Origin of the sequence: Bartonella sp. AU15XJBT (assembly GCF_028618615.1) — a bacterium.
Lineage (GTDB): Bacteria > Pseudomonadota > Alphaproteobacteria > Rhizobiales > Rhizobiaceae > Bartonella.
The window spans coordinates 25,725-41,787 of the sequence record NZ_JAQITG010000011.1; the positions used below are offsets into that span (position 1 = coordinate 25,725).

General features: G+C 36.7%; 10 protein-coding genes and 2 tRNA genes. 9 read left to right on the forward strand and 3 right to left on the reverse strand.

Annotated elements, in window-relative coordinates:
• Nucleotides 1-27 precede the first annotated feature (27 nt).
• The 7 genes from rnpA (at nucleotide 28) to PVV57_RS06315 (ending at nucleotide 6,519) form a co-directional block, all read left to right on the forward strand.
• Nucleotides 28-420 carry a ribonuclease P protein component gene (gene rnpA / locus PVV57_RS06285; RefSeq protein WP_273718866.1) on the forward strand — a complete coding sequence of 131 codons (393 nt, stop codon included), beginning with the start codon at nucleotides 28-30 and terminating at the stop codon, nucleotides 418-420.
• Nucleotides 410-2,254: a membrane protein insertase YidC gene (gene yidC, locus PVV57_RS06290; protein WP_273783675.1), complete on the forward strand. Its 1,845-nt coding sequence runs from the start codon at nucleotides 410-412 to the stop codon at nucleotides 2,252-2,254. The genes rnpA and yidC overlap by 11 nt, the downstream gene beginning before the upstream one ends.
• The gene (gene yihA, locus PVV57_RS06295; protein WP_273718868.1) at nucleotides 2,251-2,895 is read left to right on the forward strand and encodes a ribosome biogenesis GTP-binding protein YihA/YsxC; all 645 of its coding nucleotides are present in this window, start codon (nucleotides 2,251-2,253) and stop codon (nucleotides 2,893-2,895) included. Before yidC ends, yihA begins: the two co-directional genes overlap by 4 nt.
• 139 nt (nucleotides 2,896-3,034) lie before the next feature.
• The gene (locus tag PVV57_RS06300; protein WP_100129369.1) at nucleotides 3,035-3,727 is read left to right on the forward strand and encodes a glutathione S-transferase family protein; all 693 of its coding nucleotides are present in this window, start codon (nucleotides 3,035-3,037) and stop codon (nucleotides 3,725-3,727) included.
• Between the two features lie 1,128 nt (nucleotides 3,728-4,855).
• Nucleotides 4,856-5,662, forward strand: a complete 807-nt coding sequence (gene dapB, locus PVV57_RS06305; protein WP_273718869.1) for a 4-hydroxy-tetrahydrodipicolinate reductase — start codon at nucleotides 4,856-4,858, stop codon at nucleotides 5,660-5,662.
• A 34-nt stretch (nucleotides 5,663-5,696) separates the two neighbouring features.
• Entirely contained in the window at nucleotides 5,697-6,317 is a 621-nt protein-coding gene (locus PVV57_RS06310; RefSeq protein WP_273718870.1) for a 2,3-bisphosphoglycerate-dependent phosphoglycerate mutase, read from the forward strand.
• Nucleotides 6,318-6,434: 117 nt separating this feature from the next.
• A tRNA-Leu gene (locus PVV57_RS06315) sits at nucleotides 6,435-6,519 on the forward strand.
• A 982-nt stretch (nucleotides 6,520-7,501) separates the two neighbouring features.
• Here PVV57_RS06315 and PVV57_RS06320 read toward each other — a convergent pair.
• Nucleotides 7,502-7,690 carry a hypothetical protein gene (locus PVV57_RS06320; protein ID WP_273718871.1) on the reverse strand — a complete coding sequence of 63 codons (189 nt, stop codon included), beginning with the start codon at nucleotides 7,688-7,690 and terminating at the stop codon, nucleotides 7,502-7,504.
• 698 nt (nucleotides 7,691-8,388) lie between these two features.
• Complete coding sequence (locus tag PVV57_RS06325; RefSeq protein ID WP_273718872.1) at nucleotides 8,389-8,979, reverse strand: hypothetical protein; 591 nt, start codon at nucleotides 8,977-8,979, stop codon at nucleotides 8,389-8,391.
• Nucleotides 8,980-10,604: 1,625 nt separating this feature from the next.
• Here PVV57_RS06325 and PVV57_RS06330 point away from each other — a divergent pair.
• The gene (locus PVV57_RS06330) at nucleotides 10,605-11,822 is read left to right on the forward strand and encodes an MFS transporter (RefSeq protein WP_273718873.1); all 1,218 of its coding nucleotides are present in this window, start codon (nucleotides 10,605-10,607) and stop codon (nucleotides 11,820-11,822) included.
• Between the two features lie 1,613 nt (nucleotides 11,823-13,435).
• Here PVV57_RS06330 and PVV57_RS06335 read toward each other — a convergent pair.
• Nucleotides 13,436-13,526: transfer RNA gene (locus PVV57_RS06335), tRNA-Ser, on the reverse strand.
• A 314-nt stretch (nucleotides 13,527-13,840) separates the two neighbouring features.
• Here PVV57_RS06335 and PVV57_RS06340 point away from each other — a divergent pair.
• Complete coding sequence (locus tag PVV57_RS06340; RefSeq protein ID WP_273783676.1) at nucleotides 13,841-15,055, forward strand: porin; 1,215 nt, start codon at nucleotides 13,841-13,843, stop codon at nucleotides 15,053-15,055.
• Nucleotides 15,056-16,063 lie beyond the last annotated feature (1,008 nt).

Genomic DNA, 16,063 nt, shown 5'->3' on the forward strand with positions numbered 1-16,063 from the left:
TTTAGTGAAATTGCGAAATGTTCTTTTATGAAGAAAAAACATCCCTGCCGCATTCGCAAAAGAGCAGACTTTTTGGCTGTCCGTACAGGAGAAAAACGACGGGGGCCTTTATTTTTACTCGAAGTAAAATCTCGTGAACAAACAACAGAAAGAAAATCTTCTCTTGTTGCGCGTGTGGGCTTCACTGTTACCCGTAAAAATGGTAATGCTGTGAAACGTAATCGTATCAAAAGACGCTTGCGTGAAGCCGTACGCGTTGGTGTAACAAACCACATGGAAGCAGGAACAGACTATGTTATTGTAGCGTATCGCGATGCGTTACATGCGCCTTTCACATCTTTGATTAGTGAATTAAATCGGCGAATAAAACCAAAAACAAAACATCAGCAACGACAACAAGGATGTACGAATGGAATATAACCGCAATTTCTTTATCGCTATTGGCTTATCTTTCCTAGTGCTCATCGCATGGCAATTTCTTCATGTTGCTCCCAAACAAGCAAAATTACAAAAACAACAAATCATCACGCAGCAACAGCAATTGTCAAAACAACAATCAGCCCTTTCTACTGCCACAGTGAATTCTTCTGACGATACCGCAACGCATCAAGCAACATCGATCATCGAACAGCCAATGACTCCCGAAATTCGCAAAGCTGTATTAGCCAAAACAGAGCGTGTTGCGATCAAAACCAATGAACTGGAAGGCTCTATTAATCTTGTTGGTGCACAATTTGATGATCTTCGCCTTAAGAAATATCGTGTAACAGTCGATAAAAAATCACCGGAAATCGATTTGCTCAATCCGAAAGGATTCAAAACGACTTACCTTGCTGAATTTGGTTTTGCAAGTGCATCTTTGCCAGCAAAAGCCTTGCCACAATCCGATACACAATGGCAAATAGAGGGAAACAATACCACCCTGACCCCTACAACTCCCATCACTTTGATTTATAATAATGGACAAGGACAAATCTTCCGCCGCACCCTTTCTGTTGATGATCATTACATGTTTACCATTGAGGATTCTATCAGCAATGAAAGTGATCAACCAATATATCTCTCATCCTATGCCCGCGTTGCCCGTGCAGCACCACCAGAACATACAAATGCAACCTATTTGCTTCATGAGGGGATGATCGGTATTGCAGGGGATTCGCTCAAAACTGAAAAATATAAAACCCTAGCAGAGCTTGATCCAAATCCTGCTAATGGACAAAAGAGCATGGCTTTTTCCAAAGTGACAGGAGGCTGGATTGGCATTACCGATAAATATTGGGCTGTAGCGGTTATTCCTCCGCAAGATAAAGAATATACAAGCCGTTTTATTTATTTTGATCGTTTACAAACCCATTATCAATCTGACTTGCTAGGATCGCCTTTAACGATTGCCCCTAATGAAACAAAAACCGTTACAAATCGTCTTTTCGCTGGTGCAAAACAAGTTGAAATCATTAATCACTATCAAAACGATCTAAAAATCAACAAGTTTGCTCTCTTAATTGATTGGGGTTGGTTTGATTTCATCACAAAACCCATGTTTGCCCTCATTGACATTCTTTATAAGCAAACAGGAAATTTTGGTATTGCCATCCTTCTTGTCACAGTTCTCTTAAAAACACTTCTTTTCCCTCTCGCCAATAAGTCTTATCAATCTATGGCGCGCATGAAGCTGCTACAACCGCGGTTGCTAGAGATAAAAGAAAAATATCCCGATGACAAAAACAAACAACAACAAGCAATCATAGAACTGTATAAAACCGAAAAAATTAATCCCCTTGCAGGGTGTTGGCCAATGTTGGTTCAATTTCCAATATTCTTTGCACTTTATAAAGTTCTCTATATCACCATTGAAATGCGCCATGCACCTTTCTTTGGCTGGGTTCAAGATTTAGCTGCCCCTGATCCGACGTCTCTTTTCAACTTGTTTGGTCTCTTGCCATACACGACACCAGCATTTCTTATGATTGGTGCATGGCCTTTGATTATGGGGATAACAATGTTTTTACAAATGCGTATGAATCCTGCTCCTCAAGACCAAACCCAAGCGATGATCTTCACATGGATGCCAGTCGTCTTTACTTTTATGCTTGCCTCTTTCCCTGTTGGTCTTGTCATCTATTGGGCATGGAACAATATATTGTCGATCATTCAGCAAGGTATCATGATGAAGCGCCAAGGAGCCAAAATTGAGCTTTTTGATAATTTAAAAGTCTTGTGGAGAAAATCACCCAAAAAAGAAGAGCAGAAATGACAAGAGATTCTTTCCTTTCTGGAATTTTTTCTCGCAATTGGGTTTTTATTCGTGGTGTTCCCGCAATACGCTTTCTCCCCCCTGAAGGACCACCAGAAATTGCATTTGCAGGACGTTCCAATGTTGGAAAATCATCTTTAATCAACGCACTTGTCCAGCAAAAAGGCTTAGCACGGACCTCAAATACACCAGGACGGACTCAAGAGCTTAATTATTTTGTCCCCGATGGCTTCAGTGGGCAACAAGGAGATCTTCCTCCTTTCGCATTCGTAGATATGCCGGGTTATGGTTTCGCTGCTGCTCCTAAAAATCTGGTTGATGCTTGGACAAATTTGATTTTTAGCTATTTACGGGGACGCACAACACTAAAACGTGTATATCTCTTGATTGATTCACGGCACGGAATCAAAAATAATGATGAAGATGTTCTTGCACTCCTTGATAAAGCAGCTGTTTCTTACCAAATTGTTTTGACAAAAAGCGATAAAGTCAAATCAAATGCTTTGGAAGAATTAATGATGACCACACAAACAAAACTTCTCAAACATCCAGCAGCTTATCCTGAGATCCTTGCAACTTCTTCAGAAAAATCATACGGTTTGGAAGAATTACGTGCTGCCATTTTGCAAACCATTGCATAAGAAAACGCATTCATATTATTAACAATTTATTAAGCATAATTGCTAGCCGCTGCTAATGATCTTGTACTTCTAGTCAAGCATCTTTATAAAAAAGATGACTTGAAAGAATTCTTATCAACTCTATTTAATAGTGTAAATTATGCTGACACTTTTTCACTCTCCCCTATCCACTGCGTCGCGCTTCATACGCCTCATTCTTGGGGAATATGGTGTAGCCACTCAACTGATTGAAGAATATGAATGGGCTAGAAGACACGAATTTCTCGCGCTCAATCCCGCCGGTCATGTTCCTGTTTTTCTTGATGAACACGAAGTTCCATTATCCGGTCCCTTTGTTATCTGCGAATATTTAGATGAAACCCATGGAAGTTTACGACAAGAAAATAAACTCTTTCCGGAAAATCCTTTAGACCGTGCGGAGGTACGCCGCCTCAATGACTGGTTTTTAAATAAATTTGAAAATGAAGCAACGCGCCATATTGTACGAGAACGAATCCATAAACGTGAAATGCCCCTTGCCATTGGCGGTGGAGCGCCCAATTCACAAATTTTACGCAATGCACGAGCCAATATTCCACCCCATATGAACTATCTCAATTGGCTTTGTGCCTCTCGCGATAGCTTAGTGGGTTCTACCTTGTCCTATGCTGACCTAGCAGCAGCTGCTGCTGTTTCCGTCCTTGACTTTCTAGGGGAAATTGACTGGGAACAATCCCCTGCAGCCAAAGACTGGTATATGCGGATTAAATCACGACCTTCTTTTCGTTCTCTTTTAACAGATCGTGTCCGTGGAATTGTTGCCAGCGCTCACTATGCTGATCTTGATTTCTAGCTTTCTCTTACAAACAAAAATAAGACCCCATCATCATTTCTTATTTCAAGCCCTCTTATATATGCACCTAAAAAATCTTTTTTGCCGTATCACAAAAAGATCAATATAGAGATAAAGATATTTAACAAAGGGTTTTAAAATCTCTTTTTAAAGACAAGAGCTGTAGCCCCATTGAAAGCTAAGCGAATAAAATAATCATACTTAGCGCATGTTATCCTCCATTCTTCCCGATATATGAAAAAACGCATTTCATAACATGCATAATTATTTACCCTTAATAGAAAAAAACTCTATCATGCGTTTTTAAAAAATAACAATTTTTTCAACGGGCCTTCCTAAAAGATAAAGAATCCAACCAGCGCTCGTGTATCAACAATTCAACTTTTCAAGCATTTTCCTGTTTCTGACTTCTTTTATGTGTTTTTATTCATAGATAACACATTGATTCAAAAATGATAAATTTTTAAATTGAACCATGAATTCAAATACTTTTCACGCATAATCCTCCTCACTTAAATCAATTAAAATCTTTTTCTTACTACGTCATAAACGGGATTGGTGTATGAAAAAATTGTATAAGAAAAGAATAAAATCCCTATGAATCATTTCAAATACCAAAGCAAAGGCTGCAAAGACTGACAAAGTGTATGATGGTGCCAATTTGCGCTTTTATGAAGCATAGCGCTGCAGAATAGATTTTATATGCTTCATTGGAGATTTTCTCGTTATACCATCCGCAAGAACTATCATGAAATGAGCTTAGGAGCATTGAAACATATTTCTTTAAGATGAGTGCGTGAATTGGCAACATAAGCGTATTTTGTTTGAAGGGCTCACATAAGAAACGTGACCTATTCAAGAACGGGAGAGATAAAAGCGTCACAGCAATGTGCAATCTCCATGAGGCATTACAAACAAGGCTCGCCCTATTCATCACACACTTTAACAAAAAACATCTCTCTGTAAATTTTTTAATCTTACGATCACTTACCCTCAATGATAGAACTTTACAGTATAAAAGGATAAATTAAAGTAGAAATTTTTTTCTATAAAGGAAAAAGAACGGTTGGAAAGAAGGCAAGAATTTGCCTATACTACGGGGGTGTAAAGTATTATAAGGAGATAAAAATGCGCCTTACAGTTGTTGGTGCAAATGGGAGAATGGGACGTGAACTCATTACAGCAATCCGGCAAAGGAAAGATGTAGAGCTTTGTGCTGTTCTTGTGCGCAAAGGCTCACCTTTTATAGGAAAAGATGCCAGTGTATTAATTGGCTCAGACTCTCTTGGAATTCGCATCACAGACGATCCTGAAAATGCCTTTTCAAACACAGAAGGTATTGTCGATTTTTCACAACCCCAAGCCAGTCTTTTTTATGCTCACTATGCTGCTCAAAAAAGCCTTGTCCATATTATCGGCACCACAGGCTTTAGCAAAACAGAAGAAGAAAAAATTGCAGATTTTGCGAAATATACAACAATTGTCAAATCCGGAAATATGAGCCTTGGCATAAATCTTTTAGCCAACCTTGTAAAGAAAGCGGCCAAAGCATTAGAAGCCGATGATTTTGATATCGAAATTTATGAAATGCATCACGCAAACAAAGTTGATGCCCCTTCTGGAACAGCTCTTCTTCTCGGGCAAGCAGCGGCTGAAGGTCGCAATGTTATGCTACAAGATGTTCGCATCAACGAACGTAATGGCCATACAGGGAAACGCGAAAAAGGCTCCATTGGCTTTTCTTGTTCACGGGGTGGAACGGTTATTGGCGAACACAGTGTTATTTTTGCCGGCTCCCATGAGCGAATTGTTCTTTCACACACAGCGCAAGAACGCTCCATCTTTGCCAATGGCGCATTAAAAGCAGCTTTGTGGGCCAAAAATCATAAAAATGGTCTTTATTCAATGCTTGATGTCTTGGGATTAAACGATTAATTCTAAACAACCAATAAAATAGAGGCAATTCATAATGGGACGCACACTTGTACTCATCCGTCACGGACAAAGCGAATGGAATCTCAAAAACCTTTTCACGGGTTGGAAAGACCCTGATTTAACAGAAAAAGGTCATGGGGAAGCGATAGCAGCAGGGAAAAAACTGAAAGAAACTGGTTTGAAGTTTGATATCGCTTATACATCTGCCTTACAGCGTGCCCAAAAAACGGCTCAGCACATTTTAGAGCAAATGGGACAATCAAATTTAGAAGTGATCAAAACTTCCGCCTTGAATGAACGTAATTATGGTGATCTTTCTGGTTTAAATAAAGATGAAGTGCGCCAACAATGGGGAGAAGAACAAGTGCAAATGTGGCGCCGTTCCTATACGATTGCACCGCCTAATGGAGAAAGCCTACGCGATACCGGTGCACGCATTTGGCCTTATTATCTTTACCATATCCAACCTCATATTTTGCGCTCTCAAACTGTTTTGATCGCAGCACATGGAAACTCTCTTCGTGCTCTTATGATGGCGCTTGAAGGTCTAAACGGCGAAGAAATTATATCTCAAGAATTAGCGACCGGTATTCCTATTATTTACACCTTTAATCCCGATTCAACCATTTCATCAAAGACAATCATCACACCTTAAACTTTTAACACCATGACGCTCCCCCCCCCAAATTTAATTCAATCGTTTTAAACAGAGAAAATAAATTCTATAATTTTATTGACAGAATTGCTTCACACGCTTAGATGATTTTTATAAGCCCAGATGGCGGAATTGGTAGACGCGCAGGTTTCAGGTACCTGTGCCGCAAGGCGTGGAGGTTCGAGTCCTCTTCCGGGCACCATTCAGCTTTATATCAACAGTAACTTCTTTGTTTTACACACGTTTTTTCATATGAGGGCTATGCAAATAAACATAAGGAGATATGATTTTCCAACATGCCGCTCAATTATTGTGAATCAGCACTTCTTTTCAAAATGTTTTTTGCCATCCTTAATGCCCAAAGGGGCTCCACTTTTAAAAAGTCAAAATTTTAAAAAATCTCTCTCATGACAATCATTCAGCCCCCCAATAGGCATTCAGCCTCAAAATAAAATGAACTTTGAATGTTGAAAAAACTATCCCTCAAATCATAAGGAAAAATTTAACTTCCTTACAAAACCTATTAAATCAAGACAAAAGCCTCTCGATCATAAAGTCTAATGATCATTATCTCGCTCCTCCCAACAAAGAGACAATCCTTCAATGTGCTCATGTATTAGAGTTTATAATCAATATCATGATTTATGAGAGAAAAATTTTTTTACGCTCTGTTATTTATCATTCAAAAAAATACCCCAACGCATTAAATCTCAAATCCAATCAAATTGGAAAATCAGCACAAAATGCTGCACCATAAAAGTTAAAAGAAAATGGATTATATGAGACAATAACGAACAAGAAAATTTCTCTTCCCTGAAATCACTTTTCAAAAAATATTCAATGAGAAAGCAGAAGAGAATAGAGCGGAAATACATTTAAAAAATATATACACATACATGTTTACGCGTAAAAAATGTTCTTTAGTAGCAAACTCAAAATAATTTATTCCTAATGATATGAGGAGAGTTTATTTTTTACACCACCATGAATCAAAAAAAACGCAAAAATATAGAGTACACTCTCATCCGTCATAAAAAATTTTTAATCACACATCTAAGTTCTGTTTTTTGAACCTTCTTTTTTTGTTTTATCTAAAACATGAAACAATCTATTTAATCATCAGTATGACACATCTCCATGTTTTAAAACGAGTACCATAAAAAATTCAAAGCATTATGCCGCTTTTATTGTTCTTTCTCCAATAACCCCTCGATTGCCGCATCTCGTTCTTTAATTACTTTTTCTAATTCTGCAACGACCTTTTTATACAATTTCGAACGCTTCGTATAAGAATAACCAAGCATAATGATTGCTATATGAAAAAGACAACTAATAATTGTACTTATGAAAACAAACAATATCATAAGAGTCATTATTTTGCTCTCCATTTTTGTGCTGCAAAAGCTTTATCTCGCTGCTGAAAAGTGTCTTCTAATTGCTGAAGTGCTTTTTTCAATTTCTTCGTCAATCGTATGTGTAAAATTAAAATAATCGGAATAGCTATACAACAAAAGATCAACATAAATAGGCTCAAGATACAGATAAAAGTAAGAATATCAAACTCTCTGACCCCATCCAATACTTGGATAAGGGACTCATCCAATATTTGGGTAATAACCTCATCTAACGTTTGGATAACAGAGTCCACTGCCAAACTGATAATAAATATGCAGAAGATTATCTTATAGTCCTTCGATGAAAGCACCATAGCTTCTTTAAACGCTAAAACTTTAGATTCTTTGTCAGATGCTGAAGAAACTTCCGAAATCTTATTATCTTGTTTTTAAAGTGTCTCATGCAATGGTTGTGTTTCTTGTATTGTCATACTGGTCTCATTTTATTCTTCATTTTCAAAGCGTATTTCTCGCGCGTTTTCATCTCTTTTCCATCTCTCTCTTTCCGCTCTTTCACAGTTCCTGTTACACAAAAAACAAAGAGTCCCTATAATAACCGTAACGGATATAATGAGTACGATTGCAAATCCCACCGTTCGCTCCTTTTTCAATGAAATCGTTATTCATTATCTCATGCATTTCTCCCCGTTTGCATCAATGAACAACTTTCTGTTTCTTTATCGCGATATTTTCTTCAGATTTTGAAGCCTGTTATTTAAACGATCAACTTCGTGATTGAGCCTTTCAAGTTCTTTATTGAGTCCATCAACATGTCCCTGATGTTTAGAAATTACTTCTAAAATATGTAATGACTGAGACTGATCTTTAAGCTTATTGGCTTTGTCTAACTCTCGAAAGGCTTCTGTTCTTTTCTTAACATGTTCAAATAGCGTAAAAAATGTCCCGATCCGCTCAAAAACTGCAGCGTTTCGCTTTTGAGTTATCTCATATTTAGAATTAAGTTGTTTGTTGTTTGGCATATTTTTCATCAATGACAAATAGAGTTCCTGCTGTTCAAAAGCTATTCTCTCCAAATCCTCTACCGCTACCCCTAATAACTTCATTGTATCGTTCCATCCCCGTTCGGCATTAGCTTTTTCAAACTCGACTGAATCCAACATCTGAACAGCATCATCCCGTTCCTTAACCACTTTAGAGCAGAATAATTTCTCCACACCCGTATAGCCATATGAGGCAGACACAAGATAGGCGTGCAAAAATATGATAAGCAATAAGCCTTCTCTCAACAGAATTTTTTTTGTAAACATTTTTCTATTTTCTCGTACAAAATACCTTAAAATAAATACCTAAATTCTCATCAAAAGATTCGTCTTGAAATTTATTCAATCCATTTAGGATAATCTACGATAAAAATAAAAAGGGATAGATTATACACTAATGAAACATTCTACAGACAGAATAAAGCTATAAAAATTAATTTATTCAATGTATTAGTTGTAAACTTTTCTGTTTAGCTTTACATCTTTATGGGAGAAAATTAATGACTTTATACGTGAATTAAAAAGAATTTAATATACTATTGAAAGACAATCAAAAATAATATTTTGATTAATAAGTATGCTCCTCCTCATGAAATGAGGCATACACAAAAACGGATAAAAACAATCAATGATATTGAATGATATAAAAGTTACTTTTAATAGAAATTTGTTTTTTATCAGCAGCCGCAAAAATTGTGTTTTTTACAAAAATTTAAATTTATTGATTTTTTAGAGTCTATTTTATGTTATCTTCCTTAAAAATATCATAGAATATTAAACTGATAGGATGCATTTTTCTCAAGCGGCGTTTTTAGAGAAAAATTGATTTAATCAGCGGGGACAAATAATGAGCAAGGTTATAATTTAAGAGACAGTATATATTATTATTCGTAAAAAAAATGCCGTTTTGGAGCAGCTAAAAAATGTTTATGATCAATGAGATAAATTAGAGACATAGATTGAGGAAATTTGATCTTTCTACAGCGCAGGGGATCACAAAAAAGATAATAGATAAAGTTTAAAATTCACCATTAGATGAAAACTTTAATCGCACATCTGATTTTTTTGTTTTGAACTATTTTCTTGTCCTGTCTGTAATATCTAAAGAATATCTTCAATAAGCACTCTTTTAGGGCGCTATGATCGAAGGAATACTTATCGAACTTCCATTCAAAATATGTTTTGCAAAAGGAAATCGTCATTTCAGGATAGAGTGAGATTTATGTATTGAGTGACGATGCATCATGCCCCCTCCTCTTATATCAGAAATTTAATTCTTAATCGTAATGATGTGATCAAAATAACGAACCTTGCAAGATAATTTTTAATAAATAAAGTAAAGATGAGGTCTCAAAACAACTTTTTAGACGTAAATTGATACAGAGAAGCCGACAGAGAGAAATGGGGGGATTACAAATGTTGATGATTATAAAAAAAGAGAGCAAAAAATTACCCAAAACCGATTTATGGATCATTTCTGCTCTTTCACCGGATCAGCAAAGAGAATGGATCAGTGAATGGTGTGTAAAAAATAAACAGACCTCTATAAATTCTGATTGTGTCAATGATCTTACCATCCTGGATTTATTTTACAGATCTAGACAAAATGGTTGCTATGGAAGCAACAAACCCACAAGCCATTTCTCTCAAAAAATGATGATCTCATTTATGAGGCTTATGTTGATCTTCATAACCACTTTAAAGTCGCATCATTCCCTCTCATTAATACGCTTTGAGTCCCCATATGGACCAAGGTGCCTTTTAAATTTTGGAGTGGTTATAAAAAACAACTTTCCACGGATCTCTGAATGGGGATATGAAACCGCTACCTTTTCACAGAAAAATGTTCTCTTCAGTGCAAATTCTCATTGTACAGTCTATGGAACAACACAATGAACAGACCACGCACCCTTGCTTTTACCTATGGCGCTTATAATGCAGTACGCATGCTCATTGGTGTCTACAATGCGATTTTTTTAATGTCTATGGGGGTTAGTCTCGCGCAATTAGCGCTACTTCAGGTTGTCTTTTCCACAACTATTCTGCTGCTTGATTTTCCTTGCGCTGTTTTAGCGGACAGATATCGGCGTAAATATTCCGTTATAGCTGGCGTCTTTATGACGGGAGTGTTTTATCTTCTCTGCCTTAAAGCCCCCAATATGACAGCACTTATTATTGCAGAAATTCTTTATGCAGCAGGCATTTGCATCATTGTCAGCGCCATTGATGGATGGATTTACCATTCTCTTGGCGATAAACACGATCACTTTTCGCATTATGCGCATCTTTATCACCAAGTTAATTCTTTCGGAAGTATTCTCAGTGGAATTGTAGGCATTGGAACGATTTATTACTCTGGGCAATATTTTATGGGATATATCATTTCATGCCTCATGATGGGATTTATTTTCTTGGTCTTCCTTATTGTTCCGGAAGAAAAGAAATCGGTGATTGAAACACACAAAACAAAGACAATCTTGCAAAATGCTAAGGAAACACTCTGGATCTTTCAAAACACTGTAGGCGGAGCATGGTTTATTTTCCTCATGTGTCTTTTTAGCGCGGGTATTCAGATTATTTATCATTTCTGGCAACCGATCATACTTTCAGGTGGAAAAATCGATCACCTCAACGGTTCACAAATGTTCGTTTTGATGTGCTGTCATATTGGAGCTTTTTCAGCGCAATATTTTTCAAATTTACTGATGTCGAAATATCATGTTCTTGATAAAAAATATAAGAATTCTATAAAGTACTTCTCTTTCTTTTCTGCGCTGATGTGCATAGCGCTCTATTTTTTAGTCCATAACAATCAAACGGCTGCCTCCGTCATTGCCTTCTCTTTAATCCATGGATTTATTTGCACTGTACCCATAGGGGCAAAAAGCTTATTTTTCTCAGAACTAAACCAAACACAAACACAACATATTTCCGGTGTTGTCGGTGCTGTATCTTTTAGCGGAAGAATATTTTCAATTACCGTATTAAGTATTATTTCTTTTCTTCCTGCAAAAGTTCCACCCTCTTATTACCTCATCTTACCAACCCTTACTTTTTTCATGTGTGGTTTGGTCATCATGAGATGGATGAAACACTCTCAAAAATCTTGATAAGAGAAAAACGATAAAATTATCACATGCAAATCTTTTTTCTCAAAGATTTTGTCCTAAAAGAGATCTGGGCTTCTTTAGACTCTTGAAACATCTCGCTTTCAACAGACAACGTATCCATAAAGCAATAATTTATAATAATAACTCACAAAACCCGAATATCGTCAGATTTTTTAAAATCTGTTTCATTTTGAATCGATCAAAATCATTTGCTTGCACGCCATAAGTGGAAAGAGCCATATGAGTAAAACCGCTTTAGAAAGGAAAGAAGCCTCTTATGAACGTTCATAGTCAAGGGCTATTACAACATAGAAACAAGTATATAATATGCCGCCTTTAATATGCCGCCTTGCTTTTTCATAAGCATAAAAATGATGTGCTCTGTAAGCTTTATATTATTCACAGGAGCTTTTGCATTTTATACCATTCACGAACACCATTGCAAAATAAGCTTGGGAGTGTTGAAAGATATTTCTTTAAAACCAGCGCATAAATTGGCAACACGCGTATATTCTGTTTAGAACATTCTTTTTTACATTAAGGACGTAATCCCAAACGGGATAGACAAAAGTATGAGCCCCATAATCTCCATTATTTAACAGACTCAACTGCTAAAGATTTGTGAAAGCTGTAAAGCTGAATTCATAAGGTGATGAGTGATGATAAAATGGGAACTGATTTCTATCTTTTTCGCTTTGATATTTTTTTTAAATGAAATAATCCTCCCATTTTTAGAAATCATTCTCTAACAAGTTACAATATTTTCTCCCCTATTTGACTTACAAAAGCCGATACAATGGTTAAAGCAGTAAACCGTCTTAAATATTTAGCTTACATATACTGCTGTGTTAGAAGTCGATATTGATTGACACGCCATAGAAAAAGCAAAAGCTTAGCAAACAACGTCATAAAACAACAAATATGCCTTCAATAGATTGGGAAAATATAGGGATATAAAACACTTTGTGAAACAACATCCCTAACACATCTAACTTTACGCCTACTTATTCTTATAAGTGTTCGTGCAGCTTCCTATATTCATAAAAATCCGTAAACAATCCTTCGTTTAAAAATATGAAACATCAATGCAACAACAAAGCTTCGCCTTCCTTTATCAACAAAAGCATTCAAAATTTTGAAATAAGCCCTTTGACTTTCTTGCAACATTTTTTTCACAACCGGACAAACGCCCATTAATATAAACTGGCATAGCGATTTTCATAAAACCGATTGCATTTGAAACATCCCCTATTGGTTTTGCTTTAATTTCCAACATTACAAAGAAGTTTCTGTCACTTGTTTCATGAAATATGGAAGGCAACAGGTATAAAAAAATCAACACAAAGATTAAGAAACAAGGATTAAGAAAATGAGCATCAATACGCGCTGCTAATGTAAGCGCTAAGATTTTGCGGATAAAAGCACTGTTTGGCTGAACTGAAGATGAAATAGCATCATTTTACACCAAAACAACGGATAGAAAGCATCTAGCAATAAAAGCTAATCAAAAAACGGCAAAAAATTGAGAGAGGATAGATAGAAAAACAAGTTAAAAGAATCAAAGGACTTAAAATTCCCGAACTTTTATATAATGCACTAATTTTATTGAATAATGGCGGAGAGGAAGAGATTCGAACTCTCGAGAGCCTTTTGAGCCCTACTCCCTTAGCAGGGGAGCGCCTTCGACCACTCGGCCACCTCTCCAAGGAGAGGCATAAAGGGTATCAAGAGAAAGTTCAAGACATTTTCGATTTTTTTCCCAAATATCTGAAATTTTTTTCCTTTATTGACTGCATAGGAACCAAAAGTTAATAAAACAAAAACCGTGTCTTTTTTACCACATCTTCTCGAATAGTACATGGATACATTACAAAAAGTTCATTTCATATTTGAAACTCTAAAAGGATTAGTATAGCTAGAATGATAAGTACCGCGTATTTTACTTATGTCTTTGTCTTTGACGCATTAGGCAAGTGATATTTTTTAGAAGAAGATTAAACGGACCTCGGAGATCCCATATGAATATTAAATCCCTCTTTTTAAGCTCTACAGCAGCTTTTTTAGCAATTTCTGGAGCACATGCTGCTTCAACAGTTGTTGCTGAACCTGAGCCTGTAGAATATATTCGCGTTTGTGATGCCTACGGAAAAGGATATTTCTATATCCCTGGAACAGAAACCTGCATGCGTTTGTCAGGAAATGTTCGTGCTGATTTTATCGGCGGTGATAATATCGATGCAACCACCGAAGCTGAACTAAAAAATAAAAGAAAGACCTATGGCTCGTCATCACGGCTTACCCTTGTTTTTCAAGCCGCTTCTGAAACAGAAATGGGAACCCTTCGCTCATATGCAAGAATTTATTCAAACTGGAGTAATGGTAAAGATAACGCTGGTGCAAGACTTGCAGCCGCGTACATTGAATTGGGTGGTTTTCGTGTAGGTCTTGACGATACCATTTTCAACAGCTGGACTGGTGGTTATGGAAATGTTCTCAATGATGACAGCATAGCGCCTGCCGGCACAACTCGCACCAATTTTATTTCCTACACCTTTAATGGTGATGCCGGTTTTTCCGCTATTATCGGCGTTGAAGTCGGCAATAATACAGATCCTCTTCCTGGCGTAGCAGAGGAAAGAGACTTGCAAGGAGACTATATTGAAAAAGATGGAAAACTTATTCCTATCACGAAAGATACTCGTCCAAGTAAAGCAATTAAGAATTACACCCCCAATGTGGTTTTGGGTATAAAGTTTATGCAAAAATGGGGTGGTTTTTCAGCCGTTGCTGCCTATGATGCTTACTACAAAAAGTGGGCTGGAAAAGTACGTGCAGATTTCAATGTTAACGATCGTTTCAACCTATGGGTAATGGCTGGCTATAAAAATGGTTCTGATTACTACACAATAAACGCAGATGATGAGTTATCACGAAAAAGCACAACGATCTACGCAAACTGGGGCGGTAAATGGGCTGCTTGGGCGGGTGCTACTTACAAACTCACGCCAAAGGCAGATTTAAATGCTCAAATTTCTTATAGTGCTGTAAAAACCTTTGCAACGTCTGTCAATATTGCATACACGCTGGTTCCAGGACTTGTGATTACCCCTGAGTTAACCTATGTTTCTTGGAACGATGATCGCCTTATAAAGGATGCAAATGATAATGAAAAACATTTCTTTAATGGAAAAAGTGCTTTCCAAGGTATGATCCGTTTACAGCGTTCATTCTAATTTTATTCGGCTACAGCTTTGAAAAACTGGCAACATACGTTGCCAGTTTTTATTTTTGAAACCAAATATCATGAGCAGCCTTTTCTGATACGTATTTTCTTATCTTTCTGACAAAAACGACTTAGTTTCACAAAAATATTCTCAAGAAAAGTTAACCTTATGAGCTTGATAAAACAACTTCGCACGGCGTTACCCATCAATTCAAATAATCTCTTCCCTGCTCTTTAAAGCGTGCCCTCTTGCTTTATTACCCAATTGATCTCTCTTTTAGCAATTTACATCTAACCTTTGTAATTTAAGGCATAATCTCTCAAATAAGTCCTCCCCTGAATATTCAGTTTAACTGCACTGAACAAGAGACCTCACATTCCCCTCAAAGAATGAAAATCCCTACCCGCATTAGTTTGTAAACAATCCGATTGCTTTAGGGAGACCACTTAGCTGATTATTTATGATTTACTTGCATAAGGCTCTACAAACAAGTCCCATCCTGAATATTGCCACCCTCTATTTTAAATACTTAAATTAAGTGTTGTATTTCTTTGTGAACCTGAATCGCCATCTTAAAAGACGGTGTTTTACAGCATAACCGAATAATACATTAAATGCATTGATTTATAAAGATAATTTACTTTTTGCATGTTGAATGAGAGTCCCGAATATCATAAGATTCTCTCATTTCAAGCCTGTTTATGTTGAATCAATCAAAATTATCCCCTTGCATATCCCAAGGAGGATTGACGTATAAATAAAAACTGAACAAGAAAGAAAGACAAATACCTATGAACCGTTTCAAATGTCAAAGGCTGTCGTGCAAACACTGAAAGCGAGCAAAGCGTATAACAGTGCCAACTTGCTCTTTTATGAAACGTAAGGATGATAAGGCACAAGAGACAACACACTTTACAAAAAATTTTATAATCTTTACGAAGGCGCTTGTAAAATCTGTGCGTGTGACACACACTGAAAAATATTTTTTAAAACGAACAGGTAAACATACAATAGAAG

Excerpts from the sequence above, each read along its gene's own strand:
- rnpA (WP_273718866.1), top strand. The coding sequence starts at position 28 with ATGAAGAAAAAACATCCCTGCCGCATTCGCAAAAGAGCAGACTTTTTG.
- yidC (WP_273783675.1), top strand. The coding sequence starts at position 410 with ATGGAATATAACCGCAATTTCTTTATCGCTATTGGCTTATCTTTCCTA.
- yihA (WP_273718868.1), top strand. The coding sequence starts at position 2,251 with ATGACAAGAGATTCTTTCCTTTCTGGAATTTTTTCTCGCAATTGGGTT.
- PVV57_RS06300 (WP_100129369.1), top strand. The coding sequence starts at position 3,035 with ATGCTGACACTTTTTCACTCTCCCCTATCCACTGCGTCGCGCTTCATA.
- dapB (WP_273718869.1), top strand. The coding sequence starts at position 4,856 with ATGCGCCTTACAGTTGTTGGTGCAAATGGGAGAATGGGACGTGAACTC.
- PVV57_RS06310 (WP_273718870.1), top strand. The coding sequence starts at position 5,697 with ATGGGACGCACACTTGTACTCATCCGTCACGGACAAAGCGAATGGAAT.
- PVV57_RS06320 (WP_273718871.1), bottom strand. The coding sequence starts at position 7,690 with ATGACTCTTATGATATTGTTTGTTTTCATAAGTACAATTATTAGTTGT.
- PVV57_RS06325 (WP_273718872.1), bottom strand. The coding sequence starts at position 8,979 with ATGTTTACAAAAAAAATTCTGTTGAGAGAAGGCTTATTGCTTATCATA.
- PVV57_RS06330 (WP_273718873.1), top strand. The coding sequence starts at position 10,605 with ATGAACAGACCACGCACCCTTGCTTTTACCTATGGCGCTTATAATGCA.
- PVV57_RS06340 (WP_273783676.1), top strand. The coding sequence starts at position 13,841 with ATGAATATTAAATCCCTCTTTTTAAGCTCTACAGCAGCTTTTTTAGCA.